Genomic DNA, 26,436 nt, shown 5'->3' on the forward strand with positions numbered 1-26,436 from the left:
CCGGGGAAGTCGCCCTCCTCCACGGTTCCCGTACCGGGGTCACCGACCGCCCTGCCCGATCCCCCCGGCACGCCGCAGGCGGCCGGTTCGCCGCTCCCACCGGTCGGTGACCCCGGTACGGGAACCGTGGAGGAGGGCGACTTCCCCGGCGGGGGCTCCCCGGCCTACCTGACCGACGTGCGCGCCGCCGGGCACGAGGACTTCGACCGGTTCGTCCTCGAGTTCGAGGGCGACGACGTGCCCGGTTACCGGGTCGGCTACGTCGAGCCCCCGATCACCGAGGACGGATCCGGCCGGGAGGTCGGCGTGGCCGGCTCGGCCTTCCTCGAGGTGCGGGTCAGCCCGGCCAGCGGCGTCGACCTGTCCGGCGAGCAGCCGCGCCGGACCTACACCGGCCGCGACCAGCTCACCGCTCCCGGCGGCCAGGTGATCACCGAGGCGGTCCGGACCGGTGACTTCGAGGCGATGCTGGCCTGGACGATCGGGCTCGAGGAGCGGGTGCCCTTCGGGGTGACCACCCTCACCGACCCGGCGCGGCTCGTCGTCGACGTCCTGCACCAGCCCGACGGCAGCGGCAGCCTCCAGCCGGTCGGCGAGGGCGGCACCACCGACGTCGACGTCGACGCCAGCGGCTCACCGGTGGTGCTGACCGACGTCCGGCTGGGTGCCCACGACGGCTTCGACCGGATCGTGTTCGAGCTCGCCGGTGACGGCGAGGCCGGTTACGAGATCGGCTACACCGAGGACCCGCGCAGCGCGGGCTCCGGCGAGCCGCTGGAGGTCCCCGGCGACGCCACGCTGGGCATCACGCTGTCCGGCCTGCTGCTCCCGCCCGACGCCCCGGAGGGTGTCGAGCCGTGGGAGGCCCGGGAGCGGCTGGAGATCGCCGGCACCAGCACGCTGCAGGCGCTGGTCGCCGACACCCTCTTCGAGGGGCGGTACTCCTTCTACGCCGGGCTGGACGAGCGCCGGCCGTTCGCCGTCGCCCGGCTGTCCGACCCGCAGCGGATCGTCGTCGACGTCCTCGACCGGCAGCCCGACGGCGTGCCGCTGGGCGAGCGGTGCACCAGCCCGGCCGGGTTCGCGGTCGACCACCCCGCGGACTGGTCGGTCAACGCCGGCGAGACCGTGCCGGCCTGCAGCCGGTTCTCGCCGAGGGACTTCGACGTGCCCGACGCCACCGACGTCCGCGTGGCGGCCATCGCCTTCTCCGTCGAGCCGGTGGCCTTCGACCGGGCGGTCCAGGAGCAGCCCGGGGAGCAGGACCGCCGTGAGCTCACCGTGGACGGCCGGGACGCCGTCCGGATCGAGCGGACCGCCACCGGGGAGACGTTCTGGCCCGAGGGCACGCCGTCGACGCGGTACGCCATCGCCCTCGAGGAGGGCGAGGACGGCCCGCAGACGCTCGTCGCCGACACCGTGGGCTTGCCCCGGTTCGACCACCCGCGCAACGTCGAGGTGCTCGACGCGATGATCGGGACGCTGGACCTCGACGCCACCCCGGAGGGCTGAGCCGCACGACCCGCGGCGCCCCGGGGCCCGACCGGCTCCGGGGCGCCGCTGCGGTCAGCGCGGGATCGGCGTGGGCGCGACCTCGGCGGGGGTCACCGGGTCCAGGACGCCGGCCAGGACCAGCGCCAGGATCAGCAGCCCGAGCACGATGCGGTAGACGACGAACGGCAGGAAGCTGCCCCGGTCCAGGTAGCGCAGCAGCCAGGCGATCACGGTCAGGCCGACGCCGAACGCGATGACCGTGGCCAGGATCGTCGGCCCCCAGCTGATGCCCGGACCGGCCACGTCCCCGCTGAGGGCCTCGTACGCCTGGAAGAACCCCGAGCCGAGCACTGCCGGGATGGCGAGCAGGAACGAGTAGCGCGCCGCCGCCGAGCGGGAGTAGCCGAGGAACAGGCCGGCGGTGATCGTGCCGCCGGACCGGGAGACGCCGGGGATGAGCGCCATCGCCTGCGCGAAGCCGTAGGTGATGCCGTGGGGCACCGTGAGGTCGGCGAGCTCCCGCTTCTTGGCCCCCACCCGGTCGGCCCACCACAGGACCAGCGCGAAGCCGATCAGCATGAACGCCACGAGGCGCAGGTCGCGCAGGGTCGTCTCGATGTCCTCCTGGAACAGCAGGCCGAGGACGACGATCGGGATGCTCCCGACGATGATCAGCCAGCCCATGCGCGCGTCGGGGTCACCCTTCCGGCGCCCGCCGAGCGAGGCCACCCAGGCGGTGACGATCCGCCAGATGTCCTTGCGGAAGTACAGGAGCACCGCGGCCTCGGTGCCGATCTGGGTGATCGCGGTGAACGCGGCGCCGGGGTCCTCCCACCCGAACGCCTCCCCCACGACGCGCAGGTGGGCGCTCGAGGAGATGGGCAGGAACTCGGTCAGCCCCTGCACGACGCCCAGGACGACGGCTTCGAGCCAGCCCACCTCAGCACCCCCCGGTCAGGACGCGGGCAGCCGGACGGGAGCGGGAGCGTTCGGGCACGGGTGCCCACCCTAGGGCGTCGGCCCCGGACGCCCGGCGCGCCGCCCCGCAGCCGCCGGTGGTCCCGGGTGGCGGGCGGTCGGCGGCGGTAGGTTGGCCGGTCGTGGAGCAACGGGCGCTGGGGCGCAGCGGGCTGGTCGTGTCCCGGCTCGCGCTGGGCACGATGACCTGGGGCGGTGACACCGACGAGGACGAGGCCGCCATGCAGCTGACGGCGTTCGTCGACGCCGGCGGCACGCTCGTCGACACCGCCGACGTCTACTGCCACGGCGAGAGCGAGCGCACCCTGGGCCACCTGCTGGCCGACGTCGTCCCCCGCTCGCAGGTGCTCGTCGCGACCAAGGCCGTCGGGCGCACCGGGCCCGGCCCGATGGGGCGGGGCGCCTCCCGCGGCCACCTCGTCTCGGCGCTGGACGCGTCGCTGGAGCGGCTGGGCCTGGACTACGTCGACCTCTGGCAGCTGCACGCCTGGGACGAGACGACGCCGCTGGAGGAGACGCTGGCCGCCTGCGACCTCGCCGTCTCCTCGGGCCGGGCCCGCTACGTCGGCGTCAGCAACTTCACCGGCTGGCAGACCGCCCAGGCCGCCACCTGGCAGAAGGCGTGGCCGGGCCGGACCCCGCTGGTGAGCACCCAGGTCGAGTACTCGCTGCTGCAGCGCGGCGTCGAGCGCGAGGTCGTGCCCGCCGCGGAGGCGCTGGGGCTGGGCGTGCTCGCGTGGTCACCGCTGGGCCGCGGGCTGCTCACCGGCAAGTACCGGCACAGCACGCCCTCGGAGTCCCGCGGGGCCTCGGCGCAGTGGCAGGGCTTCATCGACGGTCTCCGCTCGGCCACCTCCGACCGCATCGTCGAGGCGGTGATCACCGCGGCCCAGGGGCTGGACACGACACCGCTCGCGGTGGCGCTGGCCTGGGTGCGCGACCGGCCGGGCGTCGCCGCTCCGGTGGTGGGCGCCCGCACCGCCCAGCAGCTGCAGGCCAGCCTCGACGCCGAGAGCGTCCGCCTGCCCGCGGCGATCCGCACGGCGCTGGAGGACGTCTCCGCCCCGCACTTCAGCTACCCCGATCGCCGGTCGGACCGGTGAGCGCCGACCCGACGAGCCCCGGCCCGGACCTGGTCTTCGCCGCCTTCTGCACCGCCGGGCTGTGGCCGGGGCTCGGCAAGCGCGCCGCCGCCGAGCTGCCGGCCGCCGGCATCACCACCCCGGACGACGTCACCGCCGACCGGCTGCTGAAGCTGCCCCGGGTGGGCCGGCAGCGCGCCGAGCGGCTGTTCTCCAGCTTCCTGGCCGCCGCGCCCACCTACGAGGTGGTCGAGCTCCTGGTGGGCGCGGGGCTGCCCGCCAAGCTCGCCGCCGGCGTCGCCGATGCGCTGGGGCCCGACGCCGCCCGCCGGCTGCGGGACGACCCGTGGGCGCTGCTGGGGCTCTCCGGGGTGACGCTCACCGACGCCGACCGGCTGGCGATCGCCGTCCTGAAGGGTGCCGACCGGCAGGACGCCCGGCGCGGGCGGGCGATCGTCGGGCTCACGCTGCGCACCGCGACCCGCGACGGGCACACCGTGCTGCCCGTCGACCTGGTCGTCGCGGCGCTGCAGGCCGAGGGCATCGCCGACCCCGCGGCCGCGATCGTGGCCGCCGTCGACTCCGGCGAGGTGCTCGACCACGAGCCGCCCGAGCCGGAGTTCCACGAGGACCGGGCGGGTGGGGATGACGACGCAGAGCTCCCCGAACCCGACCCCGCGCTGCGGAGCCTCTCCCTGGCCCGGTACGGCATGGCCGAGGAGGCGGTCGCCGAGAACGTGGCCCGGCTGGCCGCCGCCGCGGAGCGGATCGCCGACCCCGCCTCGGTGCGCTCGGTGGCCAAGGGGCTGGACGAGGCGCAGAAGAAGGCCGTGGCCCAGGTGCTCTCGGCGGGGGTCAGCCTGCTCACCGGGGGCCCGGGCACCGGCAAGAGCCGCACCGTCGCCGCGATCGTGCAGCTGCTGCGGACCAAGGGCACCGACGTGGCGCTGGCCGCCCCCACCGGCCGGGCGGCCAAGCGGCTGGAGGAGCTCACCGACCACCCGGCGGTCACCGTGCACCGGCTGCTCGGCGCGCAGGGCGCCTCGGGCGGCTTCTCCCGCAACGAGGAGTGGCCGCTGGACGCCGACGTCGTCGTCGTCGACGAGGCCTCCATGCTCGACGTCGAGCTCACCGCCGCCCTGCTGGAGGCCTGCCCCGACGGCACGCACCTGCTGCTGGTCGGTGACCCGGCGCAGCTGCCCTCGATCGGCCCCGGGCACGTGCTGGGCGACCTCATCGACTCGGGGGCGGTCCCGGTGACCGAGCTGACCACCCTCTACCGGCAGGCGGAGGGCGGGGCGATCGCCCGGCTGGCGTCGGCCGTCCGCGGGGGCGAGCTGCCCCCGGTGGACTCCCCCGACCGCGAGGTGGTCGTCGTCCCCGCCACCGGCAGCGCCGAGGCCGCCCGCCGGGTGGTGCAGCTGGTCACCGACTCGATCCCGCGGGCGCTCGGCATCGACCCCGGCGCGGTGCAGGTCGTGACCCCGGTGCACCGCGGGCCGGCGGGCACGATCGAGCTGAACAGGGCGCTCAAGGCGCAGCTGAACCCGGGCGAGGGCGCGGTGTTCGGGTTCGACCCGGGCGACCGCGTGGTGGCCACCGCCAACCACATGGACCTCGACCCCGTGGGCTTCGCCAACGGCGAGGTCGGCGTGGTCACCGGCACCGGCGACGGCTCGCTGACCGTCGACTTCAGCTCCGGCCCGGTGACGGTGAACGGGCAGGCGCTGTTCGACCTGCGCCACGGGTGGGCGATCACGGTGCACCGCGCGCAGGGGTCGGAGTGGCCCGGCGTCGTCGTGGTGCTCCCGCCCGAGGCGGGCGGCATGCTCTCCCGCCCCCTGGTCTACACCGCGCTCACGCGGGCGCAGAAGCACCTGTCGGTCGTCCACGCCAGCGGGGCGGCCCTGGCCCGGGCGGTGCGCGACGTCGACGTCCGGCCGCGGCGCACGCGGCTGGCCGAGCTGCTGCGCGAGGGAGCCGGCTAGCTCCGCCGGGCCTCACGCGAGGCGCGGAGGAGCTGCCCGACGGCGGCCCCGAGCTGCCCGGCGCAGGTGAGCGGCCGGGCGAAGGGCACGCGGACGTCGGTGTGCCCGAGCGGCCGCTCGACGCGCAGGCGGAAGCCGAAGCGGTCCAGCCCGAGCGGGCGCACGACGCCGGCCGGACCGACCACCTCGGCGGGGACGCGTGCGGCCAGCAGCTCGAGGACGTCGGCGTGGCTGCCGGCGAGGTGGCGCAGGTGGTCGGCCTCGACCCCGGCCAGCGGGTCGGGGCGGGCCTCGGCGAAGTCCTGCGGGCTGACGTCGACGCCCTCCCCACCCTCGCCGAGGACCACCTCGGCGAGGTCGAGCCGGAGCAGCCGCGCGGAGCGGCCGACGTCGAGGAGCACCTCCGCGGGGCGGGTCTCGGCGAAGGCGAGCAGTGCGCCGCGCTGGTCCTGGGGGCGGACGGGCGTGGCCCAGCCGGAGAGCCACAGCTGCGCCCGGAGCGGCCGGTGCAGCGGCACCGGCGCGTGGTCGCTGACGAGCAGCAGCGCGGAGAGGTCCTGGTCGGGGGCCTGCTCGACGGCTGCCGCGATGTCCCCGTCCGCCGGCACGACGAGCAGCACCTGCCCGGCGCGGGTGACGGTGTGCGCCAGGACCCGGCCACCCTCGACACCGGGCGCGCAGATCGTCGCCGCGGTCCGGGTGGCGACGGTGCGGGCGCGCTCGGCCGGCTCCGGCCGCATGCCGGTGTCCGCCGGGCGGCGCTCGGCTGCGGGGTGGGTCGGGCTGCTGGGCATGAACCCCTCCTCGGTGAGTTAGGGCAGCCTAACCAAAGAACGGTGTGTCGGGCCAGCCAGCCTGACTCCCCGAGCAGCGCTTTGTGCACTAATGGCACGGCCGCGCGCGCTCAGGGGCGCGGGGGCACCGCCCCGGCCACCGGGCGGCGGCGGTCACGCGCGATGCGTCCCACCAGGAGGCCGACGAGCAGCGCGAGCACGGCCCACAGCGCGGCGTCCAGGCCCTGCGCAGGCGAGAGCACCAGCACGCCCCCGGCGACCGCCCCGAGCAGCAACCCGCGGAGGAGGCGGGCGACCGTGGAGGGGCGCGCCGGCTCGTCCAGCACGGAGACGGGCAGCCCGGCCGCCCGGGCCCACCGCTCGGCGGCGGCGCGCACCTCGGCCTCGGGTCCCTCGCCCGCACCGGCCTCGGCCGCACGCACCTCGGCGGCGTGCGCCGTGCGCCCCTCGCTGCCCGTCGTCATGGGTGCTCCTCCCCGCGTTCCGCCGCCCACTCTGGTGGCCGGTGCCCGGCGCGGCAGGTCGGAGCGGCGGATGTCACCCGTCGGGTGCGAACGAGCGGTTGCGGGTCGGCGCCCTCACCGACGGGTGCTGACCCGCGGCCGGTAGCGCTCTGCCCCTCCGGAGTGGGCAGAGCGCTACCCATGCCCCCGGCCGGCGGGCGGCCGGCTCGCCCACGGGGTCGGCGGGCGCCGTCGGGCAGGGCGCGGGCCGGCGGCGCGAGGGGCGGGAGGGTGCCTCAGCCGATCTGGTCCTCGTCGTCCAGGGGCACGTCGGCGTCCTGCTCCAGGACGTCGGCGTCGTCGGCCTCGCGCGTGCCGAGGGGGCCGCGCGGGGCACCGGCCTCCCCCGGGCGGGCGGCGAGCTGCTGCTCCAGCGCGTCGGCCTCCGGGACGTCGCCGGAGGGGGAGCTCGCCTCCGCGGCGCGGGTGGGGGCAGGCGGCTCGAGGTACGCCTCCTGCTCCGCGCGGTCGGCGTCGGGCACGTCGGTCGGGAAACCGGGCTCGGTCACGTCGTCCTCCTGAGAAGCGGGTGCGTTCCGGACCCATCGTGCCGCCCGGGCGCCGTCCCGGCAGGCCGGGGCGGTGTGAGGGAGGTGACGGACACGTGCCCGTCGCGCGAACGGCAGGCACAATCGGGCCGATGGACACCGCCGGGGACTACGAGTTCGCGCCGCTGCGGATCCCGCCGGGTACCTCCCGGTCCGCAGCGGCCACGATGCTCAGCCTGCAGTCCGACGTCGGCGGCTGGGAGCTCGCCCGCCTCCAGCTGCACGCCGACGGGACCCGCAAGGTCATCCTGCGCCGCCGGGCGCGGCTCTCCTACCTGCCCAAGCCGGTCACCTAGGCGGCACCCGCGCCGCCCAGTGAGCCGGTCGGCGCACCGCCGCGGGCAGCCGCGTGCCGCCGTCGCCCCGCGCGGCCGACACCTGCGGCTGGGTGAGGAACAGGCACCGGCCCAGGTCCGCGCCGCGCAGGTCGGCGCCGCGCAGGTCGGCGCCCAGCAGGTCCGCCGTCCCGAGGTCGACGCCGCGGAGATCCGCCCCGATCAGGTAGGCGCCGCGCAGCCCGGCCCCGCGGAGGTCCGTGCGCCGCAGGTCGCGGCCCACCAGGTCGGCCCCGCGGCGGTCCCGGGCGCGGCTGCCGCCCCGCGCCAGCGTGCTGACCCGGCCGAGCAGCTCCCCGACCCGCCCGCGCAGGGCGACCAGGTCGAGCGCGGCGAGCTCGTCGGCGTCCCCTGACGCGGCGCGCTCGACCTCCGCGCGCAGCTGCCCCGCCGCGCCGGCCAGCGCTGCCGCGGCCGGTAGCTCCGCGGCCTCGGTGAGGTGCCAGAGCATCTCGTGCAGCTGCCGCACCACCGGCAGGACGGCGAACTGCGCCCGGGCCAGCCCGGGGTCCTCCCGCCAGCTCCGCCCGCCGAAGGTCTCCTGGGTGATCCGCTGACCGGCGCCGAAGCAGTCGAAGACGGTGCAGCCGGGGAAGCCCCGCTCGCGCAGCCGGTCGTGGATGCCGCAGCGGAAGTCGTCCGCCAGGTGGACGCAGGGCGTCCCGGCCGGCTTGTCGACCGCGAAGTCGGCGGAGGCGGCGAACGCGGGGGCGACGCAGCACAGGCCGGCGCAGCGCGAGCAGTCCGCCCGCAGGCGCGCGCGGTCGTCGGCGAGCGGGAGCGATCGACGGGGCATGACGCCGTCGAGCCTAGAGCGTGTGCGCCCACGCCTGGTCCTCCCGACGAGAACCGGGCCGGCGCACACGCACCGACCGCCTACGGGACGAGCACGACCTTCCCGACGGTGTCGCGGGAGGCGAGCTTCAGCAGCGCCTGCGGCGCCTGGTCCAGCGGCAGCACCTCGCCGACCAGCGGGTCGACCGTGCCCTCCTGCACCAGCCGGACCAGCTGCTCGTGGGTCTCGGTGAAGACCGACGGGTCGTGCTTGCGGTACAGCCCCCAGTGCAGCCCGACGACGCTGTAGTTCTTGACCAGCAGGTGGTTGGCCGGGGCCTCGGGGATGCGGCCGCTGGTGAACCCGACGACGACGATGCGCCCCTCGAAGGCGATGCACTTGCGGGACTTGTCGAAGACGTCGCCGCCGACCGGGTCGTAGACGACGTCGGCACCCCGGCCGCCGGTGACCTCCTTGACGATCGGCACGAAGTCCTCGGTCGTGTAGTCGATGACGTGGTCGGCACCGAGCTGCTTGCAGACCTCGGTCTTCCGGGCCCCACCGGCGGTGGCGATGACGGTGGCCCCGGCGGCCTTGCCGAGCTGGATCGCCGCGGTGCCGACGCCCCCGGCGCCGGCGTGGACCAGCAGGGTCTCCCCCGCCTGCAGGTGCGCCCGGCGGTGCAGGCCGACGTAGCCGGTCTGGTAGGTGAGGTAGAGGGACGCGGCCTTCTCGTCGGTCATCTCGTCGGGCACCGGGAAGGCGGCCGCGGCATCCATGAGCGCGTACTCGGCGAAGGCGCCCGGGCCCCCGGCCGGCGAGCCGATCACCCGCTGGCCGGTCTCCACGATCTCGCCGCACAGCTCGACGCCGGGTGTGTAGGGCAGCGGCGGCTTCTCCTGGTACATGCCCATGGCCATGAGCACGTCGGGGAAGTTGAGGGCCGCGGCCCGGACCTTCACCAGCACCTGGCCCTCGCCCGGTGTCGGCCGGTCCACCTCGTCGAGGCTCATGACCTTGGAGGGATCGCCGAGTTCGTGTACCCGCCATGCACGCATGGCCCGACCTTGCCAGATGCCCGGTGACCGTCGTCACGGGGGCGGCTTGGCCCCGGGCGGTCCGCCGTGCCAGGGTGCGCAGCGGTGGTCGCCCTCCTGGTGGCCCCGGGAGGGGGAACCGATGATCGAGCGCGTGACCGACCGGCTGCGCTTCCTGGGTGCGTTCCTGGCCCACCCGAGGCAGGTGGGCGCGGTGCTGCCGACCTCGCGCGCGGCCGTCCGCGACATGCTGGACATGGCCGACGTGCCCGCCGCCGACCTGGTCGTCGAGCTGGGTGCCGGCACCGGGGCGCAGACGCAGGAGATCCTGGCCCGCCTGCGCCCCGGCGCACGGCTGATCACCATGGAGATCGACCCGCGGCTGGCGAAGCTGCTCGACGAGCGGTTCGACGACCCGCGGGTCCAGGTGGTCTGCGACTCGGCGGAGAACCTCGCCGCCCACCTGGGCGACGCGCGCGCCGACGTCGTCGTCTCGGCGCTCCCCTACACCTCGCTCGAGCCGGGCCTGAGGCGGCGGATCCTCGACGTGCTCCCCGGCGCGGTGGCCCCCGGTGGGACCACCGTCGTCATCCAGTACTCGCCGCTGCTGCTGCCCGAGCTGCGCAAGCGGTTCGCGTCGGTGCAGTGGCGGGTCACCCCGTGGAACGTCCCGCCGGCGTTCCTGCTCGCCTGCACCGAGCCGGTCGAGGGCTGATCAGGGGGCGGGCTCGGTCCGCTCCGACCGGCGGGCCAGGGCGGCGTCCATCTCCCTGAACCCGGCGAGCGTGGCGCCGTCGAGGAAGCCCTTCAGCGGCCGCACCAGCAGGCCGCTGAAGGACTCGCTCTGCACCAGCCGGGTCCCCGACGGCACGGCGGTCAGCTCGAAGCGGTGCCGCCCGTCGAACAGCCCGGGCACGCCCAGGTGCCCCAGCCACTCGAACACCTCGCCCGGGACCACCTCGGTGACCTCCGGCCTGATCGGCAGGGCCCGGCCGCCGGGCGGCTGCAACCGCATCGACAGCCGAGCCCCCACCGCGGCGGTGCCGGCGGCGCTCGGGATGAACGGGTTCCACTCGGCGTAGGACGCCAGATCTGTCAGGTGCGCCCAGACCGTCCCGGGCGGCGCCGCGATGTCGATGCCGGTCTCGATCGGGTGCTGCATCCGATGCCTCCGGGATGTCGGTGGGTGCCCCCGACGTCCTACCGCATCGACGGCGGGCGCAGCGCCTCCGGGACGACGGCGGTCTCGCCGGTCGCCGTCTTCGCGCTGGGGACGCCCTTGAACTTGTAGGGCACCGTGCCGACCCCGGGCTGGATCACGTACGCCGCACCCGGCTCGGCCTGCCCCCAGGCCATGACCATCGCGTCGGCGACCTCCTCGGCGGTGAGCACGGGGAAGCCGGCCGCGGTGAACTGGTCGCGGATGCGGTCGATGATCGCGGTGTCGGCGAAGCCCGGGCAGATCGCCGAGATGGTCGTCCCCTCCGCGGCCAGCCGCGGGGCCATCGAGCGGACGAAGGCGATCGCCCCGCCCTTCGCGACGCTGTAGCCCGGGTCGGTGGCCATCGGCGAGAGGCCGGCCAGCGAGGCGGTGACGACGATCGCCCCTCCCCCGGCGCGCTTGATCGCCGGACGGGCCGCGGCGACGCCGTAGACGACGCCGAACAGGTCGATGTCGACCACCCGCATGAACTCGTCGAGGTCGAGCACGTCGTCGCTCTTGGCCGCCGAGATCCCGGCGTTGAGGTAGGCGGCGTCGAGGCGGCCGTGGTCGCCCTCGATGCGGGCGACCAGCGCCTCGTTGGCAGCGCGGTCGGTGACGTCGAGGACGGCGAACTCGCAGCCGAGGTCCGCGGCGACCTGCCGGTTGCGCTCGCTGTCGAGGTCGGCGAGGACGACGGTGACCTCGCGCTCGCGCAGCTTGGTGGCGAGGGCGCGGCCGAAGCCGCCGGTCCCTCCGGTGATCAGGGCGACGGAACCGGGACGGGGGGCGGGAGTGGTGGAGGTCACCCCCGCATCACATCACGCGTTGCGGAGGAACCGGTCGAGCACCCGGACGCCGAAGCGCAGCGACTCCACCGGCACCCGCTCGTCGATGCCGTGGAACAGCGAGGCGAAGTCCAGGTCCGAGGGCAGCCGCAGCGGCGAGAAGCCGAAGCAGCGCATGCCCAGGCGCTGGAAGCTCTTGGCGTCGGTGCCACCGCTCATGGTGAACGGCACCGGGCGGGCACCGTCGTCCTCGGCCTTGAGCGCCGCCACCATCTGGTCGACCAGCGGCCCGTCGAACGTCGTCTCCACCGCCTGGTCGTGCACCAGCCACTCGCGCCGCACGCCCTCCCCGACCAGGCCGGCGAGCTGCCGCTCGAACTCCTCCTCCTGGCCGTAGAGGAAGCGCCCGTCGACGGTGGCGCTCGCGGTGCCGGGGATGACGTTGGCCTTGTACCCGGCGTCGAGCATCGTGGGGTTGGCGGTGTTGCGCAGGGCCGCCCCGATCATCCGGCTGATGCTGCCCAGCCGGGCCAGCGCGAGCTCGGGCTCGGCGAGGTCGACCTCGATGCCGTAGGCGTCCTCCACCGCGGCGATGAACTGGCGCATCGGCGGGGTGAGGGTGAGGGGGAAGCGGTGGCCGCCGATGCGGGCGACGGCCTCGCACAGCCGGGTGACGGCGTTGTCCTCGTGCAGCATCGAGCCGTGCCCGGGCTTCCCGCCCGCCGTGAGCCGCATCCAGGCCAGGCCCTTCTCGGCGGTCTGGACGAGGTAGAGGCGCAGGTCGTCGCGGACGGTGATGCTGAAGCCGCCGACCTCGCTGATCGCCTCCGTGCAGCCCTCGAGCAGGTCGGGGTGCTCGTCGACCAGGAAGTGGGCGCCGAGCTTGCCGCCGGCCTCCTCGTCGGCGACGAAGGCCAGCACGATGTCGCGGGGCGGCTGCACGCCGGTGCGGGCCCAGTCGCGCACGAGCGCCAGCACCATGGCGTCCATGTCCTTCATGTCGACCGCCCCGCGGCCCCAGATGTAGCCGTCGCGCTCCTCGCCGGAGAACGGGTGCACGCTCCACTCGGCGGGGTCGGCGGGGACGACGTCGAGGTGGCCGTGCACCAGCAGCGCGGGGCGGCCGGGGTCGGTGCCCGGGATGCGGGCGACCAGGCTGGCCCGGCCCGGCTCGGACTCGTGGATGACGCTGCTGATCCCGACCTCGTCGAGCTTGCCGGCGACCCACTCCGCGGCCTTCCGCTCCCCCGCGCTGGTCGCCGTGCTGCCGGTGTTGGTCGTGTCGATGCGGATCAGCTCGGAGAGCAGCCCGGCGACCTCGTCCTGGGCGCCGGCGAGCGGGGCGGGGGTGTCGGCCATGGGCGCGATCGTGCCACCCCGGCCGGTTCACCCGGGTGGGTGATCGGGTACTCGGGCGTCCGGAACCTCCGGCCGATCACCCTGTGCGTGAGGTCGTTGCGCGCCTTCGGCGCCCGTGAGCCCCGTGCCGCTGCCCGGCACGCCACCGCCCTGCTGGCCGTCAGCGCGGTGATCCTGCTGGTCCTGCCCGTCTTCTACGAGTCCGACGGCGGGACCGCGGCGTCGCTCGCGCACTGGGTCGGGATCGCCGCCCTCGTCGGCGCCTCGGCGGTGTGCCGGCTGGTGGACCCCGTCGTGCTGGACCGGTGGCACATGGGTCTGGTGCTCGGCCTGGGCGCCGTGGTGCTCACCGGGACGCTGAACCTGCTGACCTCGGACGTCTCGGCCGGAGCCCAGGCGTTCTACGCGTTCCCCGTGCTCTGGAGCGCCGTGCACCTGCGGACGCCCGCGGTGGTGCTCGTGACGGCGAGCGCGCTGGCCGCGGACCTGGTCACCCTGCTGGTGCTGCTGCCCGCGCCGCTGGCGCTGGCGGACTTCCTCTTCTTCGGCTCCCTGCTCGCGGTGATCGCCGCGCTGCTGGTGCGCGCCGGCCGCACCCAGGAGCGGCTGGTGGCGGCGCTGCAGCGGCAGCTCACCGTGGACTCGCTCACCGGGCTGGCCACGCGGCGGGCGTTCGACGAGGCGCTGGAGCGGGCGCTGGACCGCCCGGTGCCCGGCGGCACGGCGCTGGTGCTCATCGACGTCGACTCGTTCAAGACGATCAACGACACCTACGGGCACCCGGTCGGCGACGACGTGCTGGTGCACCTGGCCGGGGTGCTGCGCGGCCGCATCCGCAGCGCGGACGCGGTGCTCTCGCGGCTGGGCGGCGACGAACTCGCCGTGCTGCTGCCCGGGTGCGCCCGGGAGGTCGCCGCCCGGCGTGCCGCGGAGCTGCTGGATGCGGTGCGCGCGGAGCCCTTCGCGCTGCCCGACGGCTCGTTGCTCTCGCTGTCGATCAGCCTGGGCGTGGCCCACCTCCCGCGGCACTCGCGCGACCGGCGGGGGCTGTACACGTCGGCCGACGCCGCCCTCTACGACGCCAAGCGGGACGGCCGCGGCCGGGTGGCGCTGGCCGCCGGCTGACCCGCCACGACGCCGCCGGGGGGTGCGTGATCGGCGCCCGGCGGTCAGGTAGTCTTCTCCACGCACTCGTCCGGGTGGCGGAATGGCAGACGCGCTAGCTTGAGGTGCTAGTGCCCTTTATCGGGCGTGGGGGTTCAAGTCCCCCCTCGGACACAGCCTCACCCCGGTGTTCCTGCAGGTCAGGAGCCCGGGGTGTTTCGATTTCGGAGGCTCCGAGGCCTTCGTGATACCCGCGTGATACTTCGCGACCCGGATCAGCCCTCGAGCAGCGCGGCGAAGCGGTCGGCCGCCTGACGGCCCATGCCGGGGTGCACGTGCTGGTAGACGGTGAGCGTGATGGTGGCGCTGGCGTGGCCCAGGCGTTCCGAGACGACCTTCACCGGCACGCCGTCGGCCAGCAGCAGCGTGGCGTGCGTGTGGCGGAGGTCGTGCAGCCGAATTGCCGGCAGCCGCTCCACCCCCAGCGCCTTCCGCGCTTGGACAACTTGGCCGGCGAATCGGCGGGAGAACCGCTCGGGGTGCCGATGGCTGCCGTCCAGGTTGCTGAGCACGAGCGCCGAGTCACGCACGAGGTCGAGTGCCAGCAGTCCGCGAGCTGCGCGGTAGGCACGGAGCGCGGCCACCGTGCCCGCGTCCAGATCGACGACGCGTGCCCGACCCGTCTTGGTCGGGCCCTCGACCAGGCGTTCACCGGCACCTTTGGTCTTCACCACGCCGATGCTGCGACGCACCGCGAGCCGACCGGCGTCCAGGTCGACGTCGCGCCAGCGCAGGGCCAGTGCCTCTCCACGGCGCATCCCGGTCGCCGCGAGCAGCCGCCACCCCATTGCGAGGTCCCGGTCGCGGGCCTCCGCCCAGCCAAGGAACCGGCCGAGCTCGGCCGCCGTCCACGCCTGCATCTCCGGTGGACGGGCCTCCGACGGGCTCGGCGGTGTTGACCGATCGGTCGGATTGACCGAGAGCCGCCCCTGTTTGACCGCGTCGCCCAGCGCCGACCGCAGGATGGTGTAGACGTAACGCACCGTCCGGGCGGAGAGGCCGCCCTGGCCGTCGGCCCGGCCAGACTCCTCCAGCCTGCGCATCCAGGCGTCCACCCCTGGACCGGTGAGACGGGCGACCGGCTGCGAACCCAGGTACGGATCGATGTGCAGCCGGATGTTTTTCCGATACGAGGCCAGGGTTGAAGGGCTGAGCCGCTGGGCCTGAACCCACTCGGCCAGGTAGGCGTCGAGACGGTGCTTCGACGGCTCGACCCACTCCCCTACTTCGGTCTTGCGGACTTCCGCGCGCAGAGCCGCAGCGGCATCTCTCCTGGTCTTGAAGCCGCGCTTGAGGACGACGCGCTTTGTCCCGTCGGCCCGCTGGGCCGTGAACTTGATCAGGAAGCGTGGGCCAGCTTTGGTCATGTATTCGCTGATCCCGCCCTCGCCCGCCTGCCGTCTCCGTGGCTTCGCCATCACAGACCTCCATCGTTCGACCTCGCGCACTCGCTGCCAGCCGGATGACTTCTATAGGCAGCCACTGCCTACGACTACGGAACAACCAGGGGCAGCCCGACAGCCGGCGCCGGCTTGCATCTGTGGACGCGACTCGACGCTGTGGACCACGGTCAGCAACCCAACCGCGCGGCCGAGCGCCAGTACCCGCGAAACCCTTCACGAGCGGCCTACCGAATTCCTCCCGATATTCTCCGGTAGGGCCTCCATGGGGTAGTTCGCGCGCCGACGAAGTCTGTCCCGACCGACAGCGACGTCTTGTCGCTCAACGGCACGCCGCATGCTCGCTGGCCTTCTCTTGACCGGGGCCTCGCCGGGACCTGACCCACGTGGTTAAGTCTGTCGATCGTCACGGTCTCGACCTGATCGGGCTGCACATGCACATCGGTTCAGGAGTGGACTACGGAAACCTCGAGCGGTGTGCGGATCGATGGTCCGAGACGCCAAGAGGATCCACCACGACGTCCGCGCCATCTCCGCGAGAGGTGGCCTCACCGTCAGGGAGACAGCCGCCGATCCGATTGTGGACACGGACCGGTATTTCTGGCTCTGGGACGACGCACGCGATGAACTAGCCGCTCACCTGGGCCACCACGTGCGACTGGAGATTGAATCGGGGCGCTTCCTCGTCGCAAACTCCGGAGTGCTCGTCGCCGAGGTCCGTGCGTTCACGCGGATGGGCTCGAACCGATTCGTCCTGGTGGACGCTGGCTTCAACGGTCCCATCCGGCCTGCCCTGTATGGCAGCAGTCACGGCACCGAGGTCATCACCCGCGAGGGAGACAGGCGTGACGCGGAAGTGTCGGCCACAGTGCTGGCCGGGCCCCTGTGTGAATCAGGAGACGTCTTCACCCAGAGTCCGGACGGCGACGTTCAGCACGCACCACTGCCGGCCGTCGTAGTCGGCGACCTCGTCGTCTTCATGAACGCCGGGGCGTACGCGGCCAGCATGTCGTCGAACTACAACTCACGGCCACTCGCACCTGAGGTCCTCCTCGATGGAGATGCTGTACGACTCATCCGACGACGACAGACGATCGACGACCTCCTGGCCCTGGAGAACGTGACCGACTGAACACCAGGTCGTCTCAGGCCGCCCAACGACTACCGATGTAGCTCCGAAAGCGGCAACGGGCCAGGGGATTACAGTTCGTCACTGCTCGCCTCAATGGGTACGCGAAGCCTCCCGCCGGCAGTGCGGCCAAGCTCGCTGACGTGCTTGCCCCTCGAACTAGCGAAACTGGTTCTGCCTGGAGTGTGAGGGCCGGATCCCCTCGCCGGGGCGGCAGCGGCACTGCCCACCGGCACCGTCGGACTTGAGCCACCGATCGGTCCGGTCCAGGGCCACTGCCTGTCCTGGGGCGACCGCAGCCTACGGTTCTGCCTCACCCTGGGGGCGCGGAGATCGCCGGACGCGTCCACTGGACAACTGTCGTCCTCACCGCGCCTCCTGGGCCGCGCAGTGCCCGCCGGAGCCGCCGACCTGACGGGCCGGGAGGTGCGCCGTCCGACGGGGCGATTCCTGCGGGCACTCAAGGTTGTCTCGACATCCGACGACAACGGAAGCAAAAGGCGCAGAAGCCGAACCATCCATCTGAGCGTGTCAGTCGCTCCGCGTGTTGCCTTTGTTACTGACGGTCACGCTGGGACGCTGCGTCAGCTCTTCCACGCCGCACCCTCTTCCCCAGGGAGCGACATGCTGTCGAGCCGTCCGGGCTCACGCCGGTCCACCACACCGCGAAGCGCGCGCCGCCCATGGGGCGCACCGCGCTCCGAATCTGTGCGTCCGACGTCTCGGCGTGCCGGTGGGCTACGGACCGTGTTCGTCGGCGCGCTGAGCGGTGCAATCCCGCTCGGCAGCACAGCTCCGGCCGTGGCAGTCCCGCCACCGCCCCCGAACCCGAGCGACACGCAGATCGGCGCCGCGCAGTCCGCGCAGGTCGCCGCCGCCGCCGAGGTCGGCCGGATCGCCGCGCTGGTGGCCGCCGCCCAGTCCGAACTGGAGCGCGTCACTGTGCAGGCCGAGGCGGCCACCGCGGCCTACCTCGCCGCCGAGGAGGCCTTCCAACAAGCTCAGGCGACCGCCGACCAGACCGCCGCCCAACTGCAAATCGCCTCGGACGCCATCGACGCGTCCGTGGCCCGCCTCGGGACGTTCGCCCGGGACAGCTACATGACCGGAAGCACCTTGACCACCACCGCGGCGCCGCTGGACTCCGCCGGTCCCGGTGAGCTCATCCGGCGGCGCTGCTGGACTACGTCGGGGACACCCAGGTCGACGTCCTCCACCAGCTCGAGATCGCCCGGGTGCAGCAGGCCAACGCCGACTCCGCGGCCCGAGCCGCCCGGGACGCCATGGCCGCCGCGGAGACCGAGGCCGAGGCGGCCAAGGCCGCCTCCGATGCCCAGGTGGCCGCTCAGCAGGCCGCCTACACCCAGGTCACCGCCGAGAAGACCGGCTATGAGCAGCAGCTGCAGGCCGCCCAGATCCGCGTCCTCGAGCTTCAAGGGGCGCGCGACGCCTACCAGCAGTGGCAGGAGCAGAAGGCTGCCGAGGAGGCCGCCGCCGCCGCGGCCGCCTCCCGGGCTGCGCAAGAGGCGGCCGCTGAGGCCGCTGCGGCCCGCGCCGCGGCCGCCGGCACCGGCTCCGCCGACTCCTCCCGGGAGGGTGCTGTCGCTACCGGATCGTCGAACTACGTCAAGCCCACGTCCGGACGGGTCAGCAGCTGCTTCGGTCCGCGGTGGGGGACGATGACCTACGGGTTGGACATCGCCGCCCCCATCGGCACCCCGATCTACGCGGCCACCTCCGGCGTGGTCAAGCGCGCCGGAACGGCGACGGGATTCGGGCTGGCCGTCTACATCCTCGGCGACGACGGCGCGGTCACCGTCTACGGACACATCAACCGCTACTTCGTCAACGCCGGGGAACGCGTGGTCGCCGGTCAGCAGATCGCCGAGGTCGGCAACCGCGGCCAGTCGACCGGCCCGCACCTGCACTTCGAGGTGCACCCGAACGGCGCCATGTACAGCGGGGCCGTGGACCCGGTGCCGTGGCTCCGGGCCCGCGGCGTCAGCATCAGCGGCTGCTGACCCGGGACTCGATGGATTACCATCGCCTCGCTCCGACGGAGCACCGCTGATGGCGAATGACCGATAGTCGCCCTCGAACCCCCTCATTTCGGGGACGCCTCCTCCCCTGGATGCGACTGGTAGCTGGGAGAGGACTCGGCAAGGCTCCAGGTTGTCACTGCTTGCGGGGCAGCGAGGAGGCCCAAGATGACCACGCTGACCGAGGAGCCCGCCGCTCGGAACTACAGGACCCGCCCTGGCCGCACCCTACGACGCTGGCTGTCTGCTGCGGCCCTCGGCCTCGCCATGGCCGGCGCCCTGCACATCGCCGCGGCGGTCGACCACGTGCCGGCCGGCGAGCTCGCGGTCGGCTTCTTCCTGCTGACCGCCGCTGCCCAGCTCGGCCTCGCGGCGTGGCTGGTGGTGCGCAGCTGGGCCGGGTCGCCGCCGGACCATCGTCTGGTGATCCTCGGCCTGCTGGGAACCGTGGCGCTGCTGGGCCTCTATCTGGTCTCCTACACGACCGATCTGCTCGACGCCTTCGCCGTGACCGACGGGTCAGGGGCCGGTGGGCACTCCTCGTCGTCCTCGGGGCACGGCGGAACCGCGCCCGGGTTCTCGGGGGTCGACCCTGCAACCGGGGTCGACCTCTCCACCGGGGTGGTTCGCTCCGACGGTCCCGTCGCCATGGCCGGAGAACCGGTGGATGCCGGGCACGGTCCGGGGGCGCTGGGCACGGCGACGGTCGCGGCCGAGCTGCTCACCCTCGCCGCCCTCACCGCTCTCCTGGCGCAGACCTGGCGCGGCCGCGCCACCAACGCACTGCTCGCCGTGGGCGTGCTGACCTGGGCGCTGTGGTTCACCGGCGTCCTTGCCTGACGCCCCTCCAGCCGTGACCACGACATGGAATCCACCACCCGCGCCGCCGTCCACGGCGGAAGTCACCGCGCCGGCAGGGGGGGTGCCGCCCCGTGCGGCGAGCATGTCGGTCATCGTCTCGACCTCTGCCGTCTGGGTCTCGGCCATGGTCCGAGCCGGCGCCGTGAGCGCGGGTTGTGCGGCGTTGGCGGCCGCGTACTCGGCCATGTCCTTGGCGCCCTGATGGTGGCGCATCATGTTGCGCCGCTGGCCGGATGCGGAAGGCTGCTGGTCTTCCGGGCACTGCACCTCCGCCTGACGGACACTCCGACGGCGTGGATCGGGCCCCCACCCACCAGCTGCCTTCTTGCCGACCGATATGCACGTCATCGCCCGCATCGCCGTATCGGCCAGCTCCCCCGAAGGGGCGGCAACGGCAGCCGCCGCGCTCGCCTCACATCCTCGATATCAGCCGACGAGGCGGCGCCCGAACCGGTAGCCAGCCTGATCGACGGTCGTGACGGCGACAGGCTGCCCGAACGTCCGGGCGTGCACCATCTGGCCGTTGCCGATGTAGAGACCGACGTGACTGATCGGGTCGTAGAAGAACACCAGGTCACCCGGCTGCAGTTCCCCGCGCGAGACCTCCCGGCCCACGGTCGCCTGCGACCGGCTGGCGCGCGGCAGTGATACTCCCGCAGCCGCATATGCATAGGAGGTCAGGCCGGAACAGTCGAAGCCGTCCGGCCCGGACGCTCCCCAAACGTAGGGATCGCCGACCTGGGCGAGGGCCGTCTCGATGGCGGTGGCACTCGCGCTGCCCGGCACGACGGGTAGCTCGGCGACTTTCGGCGCAGCCAGCGTGGGACCGGCGATCGCGGTGGTGACCGCGGCCTGCTCCTCCGCGGTGAGCCGGGCGAAGTCGGACTCGTACTGCCCGATCCGCGCCTGCACCTCCGCCTGCTGCGCCTGCAGCTGAGCCAGCGCCGCCTCGGCGGTCACGGCGGCCTGGGCCGCCTCCGCCTCGGCCAGCTCGGCCGCTTCCCGGAGGAGAGCGACCTCGGCGATGATCGCGTTCGTGTGGTCGGCAATCGCGTCGAGCGTCGCCATCTGCTGGACGAGCTCGGTCGCGGACTCGCTGCTGAGGAAGGCCGCCACGCGCGACTGATTGTCGGCGATGTAGCCGCTTTGAGCGATGGCGCGCAGCTGCGGCTCGTAGGCGTCGAGCTTGCGCCGGGCGTCGGCTGCCTCGGCGGCGGCAGCGCGCGCCGCCTCCTGATGGCCCGCGACGATCACCTCGGCCTCGTCGATCTGCGCGTCGACCAACGTGAGTTGCTGAGCCGCCTGCCGCACCTGCTCCATGGCCTCTGCGGCGGTCCCGGGTTCAGCGGAGGCCACCGATGGTGACAGCAGGGCGCCGGCGACCACGAGCGCTCCGACCGCGAGGACCGCCCGCGAACGGCGTGGGGTGGTCGTGCGCGAGAGCTGCACCGGTGGCCTCCGTGAGCTGCGCCGGGCCCGGGCAGGGGCCGCGTTCCGTGCGCGTCGTCAACGGACGGTAGGGAGCCGATGTCGAGAAGTACGGCACGGCGCGCTCGGCACAGTGCACCGTGGCATCACGCGCGTCACACACGCCGCAGGAGCGTGCACCCGCCCCGTACGTGCGACCGCGGGCCCGGAACCGGTTGTCGAGCAGTGGGCTATGCAGGAGGGCGCCCCCTCACCAGGGGCGCGCCCTCGTCCACAGCGAGGAATGCCTGCCCACACGGCAAGGCGGACGGCCGGGACGCTGCTATGTCACCTCAAGCCGCCGGATCGAGACTATGGGCTGGTCACGCCGGGTGTGAGACCTCATTGAGGTCTGATCGCTGGTGATCTTGGCCGCGGGACACATCGATGGCCCGGCTCGGTCGGGCCGCGACGGACTGATGCGGCTAGTCGGTCGGAAGGGAGCCCGGAGGCTCAGGATGAAGGTCCGCATAACCCTGCGGCGAGCCCCCCGGCGATCCGCATCGACGGTTACTACCGTTCCTAGTCGTGACTTCGACGCGACCCAGCCTGATGGGCCAGGCTTCTGTCGGCGACAGCTGCACCTCCCGCGGCGCTGACACCGGCACCGGCCGGCTGCGGCGGGGCTCCCGCTGATGGACGGCCTTGCCCAGGTGCAGTCGCGCATCGCCGAGATCCAGGCGCAGCTTGCGCCGCTGGTGACGCGACCTCGCGCAACATCGAGCGACTGGGCGTCCGCTGCCGCCGCCGCCGCCGGCTTGAGCCAGGATGCTCCGCTGCCGTCCCCGAACGCCGTGAGCTCGTCTGCCGGCGCGAGCAGTCCGACGCTCGCGGTCGGCGGAACGGACGGCGGGTCCGCCCTCGTGGCCAAGGCGCGCGAGTATCTCGGAGTGCCCTATCTCTGGGGCGGCACCGATCCCGCCAAAGGTCTCGACTGCTCCGGATTCACCCAGTTGGTCTACAAGAGCCAAGGCATAGAACTCCCACGGGTCTCCTCCCAGCAGGCGACGGCCGGACGAGCGGTCCCATCGATGGGAGAGGCGCGCCCCGGGGATCTGCTGTTCTTCGACTATTCGCCGGATAGGCCCGGCATCGACCACGTAGGGATATACATGGGTGACGGCAAGATGATCGCCGCGCCTCAACCGGGTGAGGTCGTCAAGATCCAGCCAGTGGGCAACCCCACCGTGATCCGCCGCGTACTCCCCTAGGCAGACGCCTAGCGAGTGAATGAGGGGCTGTTTCGCCGGAGCCGAGCCAGGTGTCGAGCCGCCCCAGTGGTGCACGCCGTTCAACGCCGACTCGACGTGCGCTTCTCTTCGTCAGGGGCCCGTTGCCTCCGGTTCGTCCAAGCATCCGGCTGTCAGCACTTGGCGACCACGACTGGTGGCGCCTCCGCCTGCGCCCGTCGGAATCTCGGCCAGGGTGACAATAACCGCCGGATGGCGCGCGCTTGCCCCCAGCACGACGCCGTTGGACCGGCCACCTCCGGCGTCCGTACAGGCGGCCGACGACGCCGTCCCCGAACTCGTCCAGGGCAGACATGTCGATGCTGTCCAAGCCGTTCAGCACACCCACCGCGGAGCTGCCCCGCACGGTATCGCTCGCCCCGCCGAGCGCAGCAGCGCCTTGGTGGATACAGCCACGGTGCAAACAGATATCGCCGAGCTTGTCGCCTACGAAGAGGGCGACGCACATGGCCGATTGGGCGGAGCGCAGAGCGCTCGCGTAACCGGCGCTTCCACCGCCGGCGATGACGTCGTGGGGCATGAGTGTCCCTTTTTGGAGCGGGCCGCATGGCAGAGGGACGGGCTGAGGTGCACCAGAGCCCCTGGTGACTCGTCGCCGGGCGTGGCGACAGCGCCGACACGCGGGCGCGGAGCCGCATCGGGCATTGGGGGCGATGCGGCTCCGCTCGCCGGGTTCTACAGGCCGAAGGCTCCGCCCTCGACGAGGATGACGATGCCCAGCCCGATCAGGACGATCGGGAACAGCACGTGCTCCCAACGCTCCAGCACTTCCGCGGTCGGCTTGCGGGTGGCGACGAAGCGCGCCGCGGCGACCAACACGGCCACCAGAGCGAGGAAGACGACCGAATAGGCGAGGATGCCCGCAGTGCCGACGGTGGCGAAGACCGGCACGTACACCCCGATGTTGTCCCCGCCGTTGGCGAGGGTGACGGCGGCGATGGTCAGCGCGCTGAGCGTCTTGCCGCTGACCTTGCCCTCGTCATCGTCGTCGTCATCACTGCGCCAGACCCGCCAGGCCGCGAGCAGGCCGAGGCTCAGCGGGATGAGTCCGAAGTACGGGATGGCCTCCTCGGGCAGGAAGGTGCGTGCGCCCAGGGCGACGAGCACCGCCGCGGCCAGGATGGCGCCGAATCCGAGGTACTGGCCGACGAGGATCTTCGCGGTGGTGCCGCGCTGGCCGGCGCCCCGGGCGTAGAACAGCGACAGCACGATGATGTCGTCGATGTTGGTGGCCAAGAACAGGCCGAGAGCCTGCAGGGTCCAGGTGAGGAGTTCCATCACTGCCTTCTGTGTCGAGCACCGGCATCGGTCGGCCGGCGAGAGGTTGGCGCCCGGAAAAGTGGCCAGCCACTGGGCCCTCTGGGAGAGGAGGAGCCACCGTGCTGCGGCACCGAGTCGTCAGCCATCGCTTGGATGTGATGACGAATAAGCGGGCTTCGAACCGTCACAAGGTGCGTGTCCGCACGAGCCATGCGTAACGCAGGCCGTCCGGTTCATCGCCATTTAACGATGCTAGCAAAGTGTGCCGATGATGCGCCCACGGAGCGCGCGGATGGCACCGGGCTACCGCAGACCCACCATGGGCGACGACGGCGCGCCGGGCCGCCGTGCCAGTCGGCGAGGGGCTGGACAGAGGGAAGACACCCTGCTACTCATCGCTCTGGGACGATAGTACTGCGTTCAAGCGATGGGTGACCCCGGCATGCTGATGAACCGGATAGAGACCGCACTCGTGAACAGCGGGCCGCGACGGGCGCTGCAGCGGTGGTACGAGACCCCGGCGTTGCTGCGGCTCGGCGGCAGGCTGCCACCGAAGGCACGGGTCGTGGAACTGGGCTGCGGCGCCGGCTACGGCACCGAACTGGTTCTCGAACAGTTCGGTGCCGACAACGTGGACGCCGTCGATCTCGATCCTCAGATGGTCGAACGTGCGCGCCGACGGTTGACCGGCTATGGCGACCGGGTCCGGCTCGTCACCGGGGACGTGACCGACCTGCGGCAGGCGCTGGGGGCGGTGGACAGCAGCTATGACGCGGTGTTCGAGTTCGGGATCCTGCACCACGTCGAAGATTGGCGCGCGGCCGTAGGTGAAGTCGCTCGAGTGCTGCGGCCGGGTGGCCGCTTCTACTTCGACGAGGTGACCGCCGATGCGCTGGCCACCCGGGGGTATCGGTGGTTGTTCGACCACCCGACCCACGACCGGTTCACCGCCGCAGAGTTCATCGCCGAGCTCGAGCGGCAGGGCCTGGTCGTAGGCCAGCGGTGGCTGACTCGGATCCGCGGCCACTATCTCCTCGGCGTCGGTGACCGGCCGGCTCCTCCGCTCGGTTGAGGAGGCCGCCCATACCGCTTTCACTCCCCCGGCGATTCGCCTCCGCGCCGGACGCATCGGCCGACCCGCACGTGGTCCGCCTGCTACTCGACGCACGCCGTGCATATCGCGGCGGTCCGGCCGCGGTCGCGGCCCGTCAGAGCGCCCGGCTGGCCGACATGGTCGCCTTCGCCCGGAGCCGGTCGCCCTACTACCGGCAGCGGTACGCCGGGCTGCCGGATCCGATCGAGGACCCCTCACTGCTGCCGGTGACCGGGAAGCGCGACCTGATGGTCCGGTTCGACGAGGCCGTCACCGACCGGCGGGTGACCCGGGCGGCGGTAGAGGCGTTCGTCGCCGATCCCACCCTGGTCGGGCGCCCCTTCCTGGACGGCTACACCGTGACCACCACATCCGGCACCACGGGCGTCAGGGGCCTGTTCATCATCGACCAGTGGGCCCTGGCGGTGGCAACGGCGATGGGCGGGCGCATGCGCAGCAGCTGGCTGTTGGCTGCACGTCAACAGCGACTGGGCGATCCTCGAGCCGGTCGACTCCCTATACCGGTCCGTCCCGCCCGGTCAACAGTGAAGCGCCCCAGGTTTCGTGCCGCTCTCATACGGGCTGCTCCTGCGGGATGAGGGCAGCGTAGTGAGCCTGCTCGGCCTCGTTCGGGGTGATCATCCCGAGGGTGCCGTGCAGACGCCGGTTGTTCCACCAGTCGACCCAGCCGGCGGTGGCGTACTCCACGTCCGAGACCGTCTTGTACGGCCCGGCGTGGAAGACGGTGGTGCGGATGCACTCGGTCTTGAACAGGCCGATCACGCTCTCCATCAGCGCGTTGTCGTAGGCGTCCCCGACCGACCCGATCGACGGGGCGATGCCTTCCAGGGCCAGGTGCTCGGTGAACCGCAGCGCCGTGTACTGCGAGCCGGCGTCGCTGTGACTGATCAACGTGCCCGGCTCGACGGGCCGGTGCTCGCGGGCGCGCTGCCAGATCGCCATCCGCAGCGGGGTCATCACCAGCTCGGTCGTCTTCGTCGTCGCGGCGTGCCAGGCCACGATCTTCTGCGCGTACACGTCGACGATGAAGGCGACGTAGGTGAAGCCGGCCCAGGTGCGCACGTAGGTGAAGTCCGACACCCACACGCGGTTGGGCGCCGGCGCGGTGAAGTTGCGGTCCAGCAGGTCACCGGCACGTCTGCCGGCCTTGCCCGGCACCGTCGTCCGGGCCGCCTTGCCGCGGCGCACCCCAGACAGCCCCAGGGCGCGCATCGCCCGGTCCACCGCCCCGGCGCTCGCGTGGGGCAGCGCGGTGCGGCGCAGGTGGGCGGTCATCTTCCGCCGCCCGTAGAGCCCCTCCGGGGCCAGCCGGCGCACGCCGTCGGCGCCGACGGTCCAGGCGGCCTCGCGCACCGCGTCGAGCACCTGAGCGTCGGTGATGGTGCGGGCCGCGACCGGCCGCGACGGCGACTTCCACTCGCGGTAGGTCCGCGCGGCGACCTGACAGCCCTGCTCACGCAGCACTCGGCAGATCGACTCGACCCGGCGGCCCTGGGCCACTTGATCGGCGATGAACGCCCTGATCAGCGGTTGCGGGGGTCGAGTTCCCCGGCGAAGAAAACCGTGGCCGCCTTGAGGATCTCGTTGTCCTCCCGCAGCCGCCGGTTCTCGGCCTTGAGTCGCTTGATCTCCGCTGACTCCTCCGACGTGGTCCCCGGCCGGGCACCGTCGTCGATCTCGGCCTGGGCCACCCAGCGGCGCACCGACTCCCGGGCCACCCCCAGCTGGCGGGCCACGGCCACCGCCGCGGCCGTGGTCGAGGAGTACTCGGCCCGGTGCTCACGCACCAGCCGCACCGCACGCTCCCTCAGCGCCGGATCGATCTTCTTCGGCATGACGCCATCCTCCGTGACTCACAAGGAGGCGGCAC

24 protein-coding genes, 1 tRNA gene and 2 pseudogenes are annotated in these 26,436 nt (G+C 73.0%); 13 read left to right on the top strand and 14 right to left on the bottom strand.

Annotated features, from left to right (window positions below; all coding sequences use genetic code 11):
- Positions 1–1,512 (top strand): annotated as a pseudogene (locus E9549_RS17010) (hypothetical protein); the annotation flags it as partial.
- A 54-nt stretch (positions 1,513–1,566) separates the two neighbouring features.
- Here the strand turns inward: E9549_RS17010 and E9549_RS17015 are convergent.
- Entirely contained in the window at positions 1,567–2,433 is an 867-nt protein-coding gene (locus E9549_RS17015; RefSeq protein WP_236827779.1) for an undecaprenyl-diphosphate phosphatase, read from the bottom strand.
- Between the two features lie 161 nt (positions 2,434–2,594).
- Between E9549_RS17015 and E9549_RS17020 the strand changes: the two genes are divergently transcribed.
- Together E9549_RS17020 and E9549_RS17025 are read left to right on the top strand one after the other, a co-directional pair.
- Positions 2,595–3,575, top strand: coding sequence for an aldo/keto reductase (locus E9549_RS17020; protein ID WP_236827780.1), 981 nt, complete (start codon positions 2,595–2,597; stop codon positions 3,573–3,575).
- Positions 3,572–5,542, top strand: a complete 1,971-nt coding sequence (locus tag E9549_RS17025; RefSeq protein WP_236827781.1) for an AAA family ATPase — start codon at positions 3,572–3,574, stop codon at positions 5,540–5,542. The genes E9549_RS17020 and E9549_RS17025 overlap by 4 nt, the downstream gene beginning before the upstream one ends.
- Here E9549_RS17025 and E9549_RS17030 read toward each other — a convergent pair.
- The 3 genes from E9549_RS17030 to E9549_RS17040 form a co-directional block, all read right to left on the bottom strand.
- A complete protein-coding gene (locus tag E9549_RS17030; RefSeq protein ID WP_236827782.1) occupies positions 5,539–6,336 on the bottom strand; it encodes a DUF2470 domain-containing protein in 798 nt (265 codons plus the stop codon). The genes E9549_RS17025 and E9549_RS17030 overlap by 4 nt on opposite strands.
- 110 nt (positions 6,337–6,446) lie before the next feature.
- Entirely contained in the window at positions 6,447–6,800 is a 354-nt protein-coding gene (locus tag E9549_RS17035) for a hypothetical protein (RefSeq protein WP_236827783.1), read from the bottom strand.
- Between the two features lie 275 nt (positions 6,801–7,075).
- Positions 7,076–7,348, bottom strand: a complete 273-nt coding sequence (locus tag E9549_RS17040) for a hypothetical protein (protein WP_236827784.1) — start codon at positions 7,346–7,348, stop codon at positions 7,076–7,078.
- Positions 7,349–7,479: 131 nt separating this feature from the next.
- On the opposite strand from E9549_RS17040, the gene E9549_RS17045 reads away from it, so the two are divergent.
- On the top strand, positions 7,480–7,683 hold the full coding sequence (locus E9549_RS17045; RefSeq protein ID WP_236827785.1) for a DUF5703 family protein: 204 nt from the start codon (positions 7,480–7,482) through the stop codon (positions 7,681–7,683).
- On the opposite strand, the gene E9549_RS17050 is transcribed toward E9549_RS17045, so the two are convergent.
- The gene (locus E9549_RS17050; protein ID WP_236827786.1) at positions 7,676–8,518 is read right to left on the bottom strand and encodes a pentapeptide repeat-containing protein; all 843 of its coding nucleotides are present in this window, start codon (positions 8,516–8,518) and stop codon (positions 7,676–7,678) included. The genes E9549_RS17045 and E9549_RS17050 overlap by 8 nt on opposite strands.
- An 80-nt stretch (positions 8,519–8,598) precedes the next feature.
- Positions 8,599–9,510: an NADPH:quinone oxidoreductase family protein gene (locus E9549_RS17055; protein ID WP_236827787.1), complete on the bottom strand. Its 912-nt coding sequence runs from the start codon at positions 9,508–9,510 to the stop codon at positions 8,599–8,601.
- A gap of 166 nt (positions 9,511–9,676) precedes the next feature.
- Between E9549_RS17055 and E9549_RS17060 the strand changes: the two genes are divergently transcribed.
- Complete coding sequence (locus E9549_RS17060; protein ID WP_236827788.1) at positions 9,677–10,249, top strand: class I SAM-dependent methyltransferase; 573 nt, start codon at positions 9,677–9,679, stop codon at positions 10,247–10,249.
- Here E9549_RS17060 and E9549_RS17065 read toward each other — a convergent pair whose 3' ends face one another.
- The 3 genes from E9549_RS17065 to E9549_RS17075 are packed head-to-tail and all read right to left on the bottom strand — an operon-like array spanning position 10,250 to position 12,882.
- Positions 10,250–10,696: an SRPBCC domain-containing protein gene (locus tag E9549_RS17065; protein ID WP_236827789.1), complete on the bottom strand. Its 447-nt coding sequence runs from the start codon at positions 10,694–10,696 to the stop codon at positions 10,250–10,252.
- A gap of 38 nt (positions 10,697–10,734) precedes the next feature.
- Positions 10,735–11,544, bottom strand: coding sequence for an SDR family oxidoreductase (locus tag E9549_RS17070; RefSeq protein ID WP_236827790.1), 810 nt, complete (start codon positions 11,542–11,544; stop codon positions 10,735–10,737).
- 12 nt (positions 11,545–11,556) lie between these two features.
- Entirely contained in the window at positions 11,557–12,882 is a 1,326-nt protein-coding gene (locus tag E9549_RS17075; RefSeq protein ID WP_236827791.1) for a M20/M25/M40 family metallo-hydrolase, read from the bottom strand.
- Positions 12,883–12,969: 87 nt separating this feature from the next.
- Between E9549_RS17075 and E9549_RS17080 the strand changes: the two genes are divergently transcribed.
- Positions 12,970–14,007, top strand: coding sequence for a diguanylate cyclase (locus E9549_RS17080; protein WP_236827792.1), 1,038 nt, complete (start codon positions 12,970–12,972; stop codon positions 14,005–14,007).
- 68 nt (positions 14,008–14,075) lie between these two features.
- Positions 14,076–14,160 (top strand) — tRNA-Leu (locus tag E9549_RS17085).
- A gap of 101 nt (positions 14,161–14,261) precedes the next feature.
- Here the strand turns inward: E9549_RS17085 and E9549_RS17090 are convergent.
- On the bottom strand, positions 14,262–15,464 hold the full coding sequence (locus tag E9549_RS17090; RefSeq protein WP_236827793.1) for a site-specific integrase: 1,203 nt from the start codon (positions 15,462–15,464) through the stop codon (positions 14,262–14,264).
- Between the two features lie 469 nt (positions 15,465–15,933).
- On the opposite strand from E9549_RS17090, the gene E9549_RS17095 reads away from it, so the two are divergent.
- The 3 genes from E9549_RS17095 to E9549_RS17105 all read left to right on the top strand — a co-directional run bounded on the left by E9549_RS17095 (position 15,934) and on the right by E9549_RS17105 (position 19,454).
- Entirely contained in the window at positions 15,934–16,578 is a 645-nt protein-coding gene (locus E9549_RS17095; RefSeq protein ID WP_236827794.1) for a hypothetical protein, read from the top strand.
- 1,232 nt (positions 16,579–17,810) lie between these two features.
- Positions 17,811–18,596: a M23 family metallopeptidase gene (locus E9549_RS17100; RefSeq protein WP_236827795.1), complete on the top strand. Its 786-nt coding sequence runs from the start codon at positions 17,811–17,813 to the stop codon at positions 18,594–18,596.
- A gap of 186 nt (positions 18,597–18,782) precedes the next feature.
- Entirely contained in the window at positions 18,783–19,454 is a 672-nt protein-coding gene (locus E9549_RS17105) for a hypothetical protein (protein ID WP_236827802.1), read from the top strand.
- Between the two features lie 42 nt (positions 19,455–19,496).
- On the opposite strand, the pseudogene E9549_RS24265 reads toward E9549_RS17105, so the two are convergent.
- Both E9549_RS24265 and E9549_RS24270 read right to left on the bottom strand, forming a co-directional pair.
- Positions 19,497–19,832 (bottom strand): annotated as a pseudogene (locus E9549_RS24265) (DUF305 domain-containing protein); the annotation flags it as partial.
- Positions 19,833–19,901: 69 nt separating this feature from the next.
- Entirely contained in the window at positions 19,902–20,924 is a 1,023-nt protein-coding gene (locus E9549_RS24270; RefSeq protein ID WP_236827796.1) for a C40 family peptidase, read from the bottom strand.
- A 653-nt stretch (positions 20,925–21,577) separates the two neighbouring features.
- Between E9549_RS24270 and E9549_RS17120 the strand changes: the two genes are divergently transcribed.
- On the top strand, positions 21,578–22,153 hold the full coding sequence (locus E9549_RS17120; RefSeq protein WP_236827797.1) for a C40 family peptidase: 576 nt from the start codon (positions 21,578–21,580) through the stop codon (positions 22,151–22,153).
- 714 nt (positions 22,154–22,867) lie between these two features.
- On the opposite strand, the gene E9549_RS17125 is transcribed toward E9549_RS17120, so the two are convergent.
- Positions 22,868–23,470, bottom strand: a complete 603-nt coding sequence (locus tag E9549_RS17125; RefSeq protein WP_236827798.1) for a cadmium resistance transporter — start codon at positions 23,468–23,470, stop codon at positions 22,868–22,870.
- A 409-nt stretch (positions 23,471–23,879) separates the two neighbouring features.
- Here E9549_RS17125 and E9549_RS17130 point away from each other — a divergent pair, with 409 nt between their 5' ends.
- Positions 23,880–24,524, top strand: coding sequence for a class I SAM-dependent methyltransferase (locus E9549_RS17130; RefSeq protein WP_236827799.1), 645 nt, complete (start codon positions 23,880–23,882; stop codon positions 24,522–24,524).
- A gap of 158 nt (positions 24,525–24,682) precedes the next feature.
- On the top strand, positions 24,683–25,144 hold the full coding sequence (locus E9549_RS17135) for a hypothetical protein (RefSeq protein WP_236827800.1): 462 nt from the start codon (positions 24,683–24,685) through the stop codon (positions 25,142–25,144).
- Here the strand turns inward: E9549_RS17135 and E9549_RS17140 are convergent.
- Positions 25,119–26,401, bottom strand: a protein-coding gene (locus E9549_RS17140) for an IS3 family transposase (protein WP_236827801.1) whose coding sequence is annotated in 2 segments (ribosomal slippage) — positions 25,119–26,128 and positions 26,128–26,401 — 1,284 coding nt in all. Because the reading frame shifts where the segments join, the coding sequence is not laid out codon by codon here. The genes E9549_RS17135 and E9549_RS17140 overlap by 26 nt on opposite strands.
- Positions 26,402–26,436: the final 35 nt, after the last annotated feature.

This window comes from Blastococcus sp. MG754426, from assembly GCF_021699055.1.
Taxonomy (GTDB): Bacteria; Actinomycetota; Actinomycetes; order Mycobacteriales; family Geodermatophilaceae; genus Blastococcus.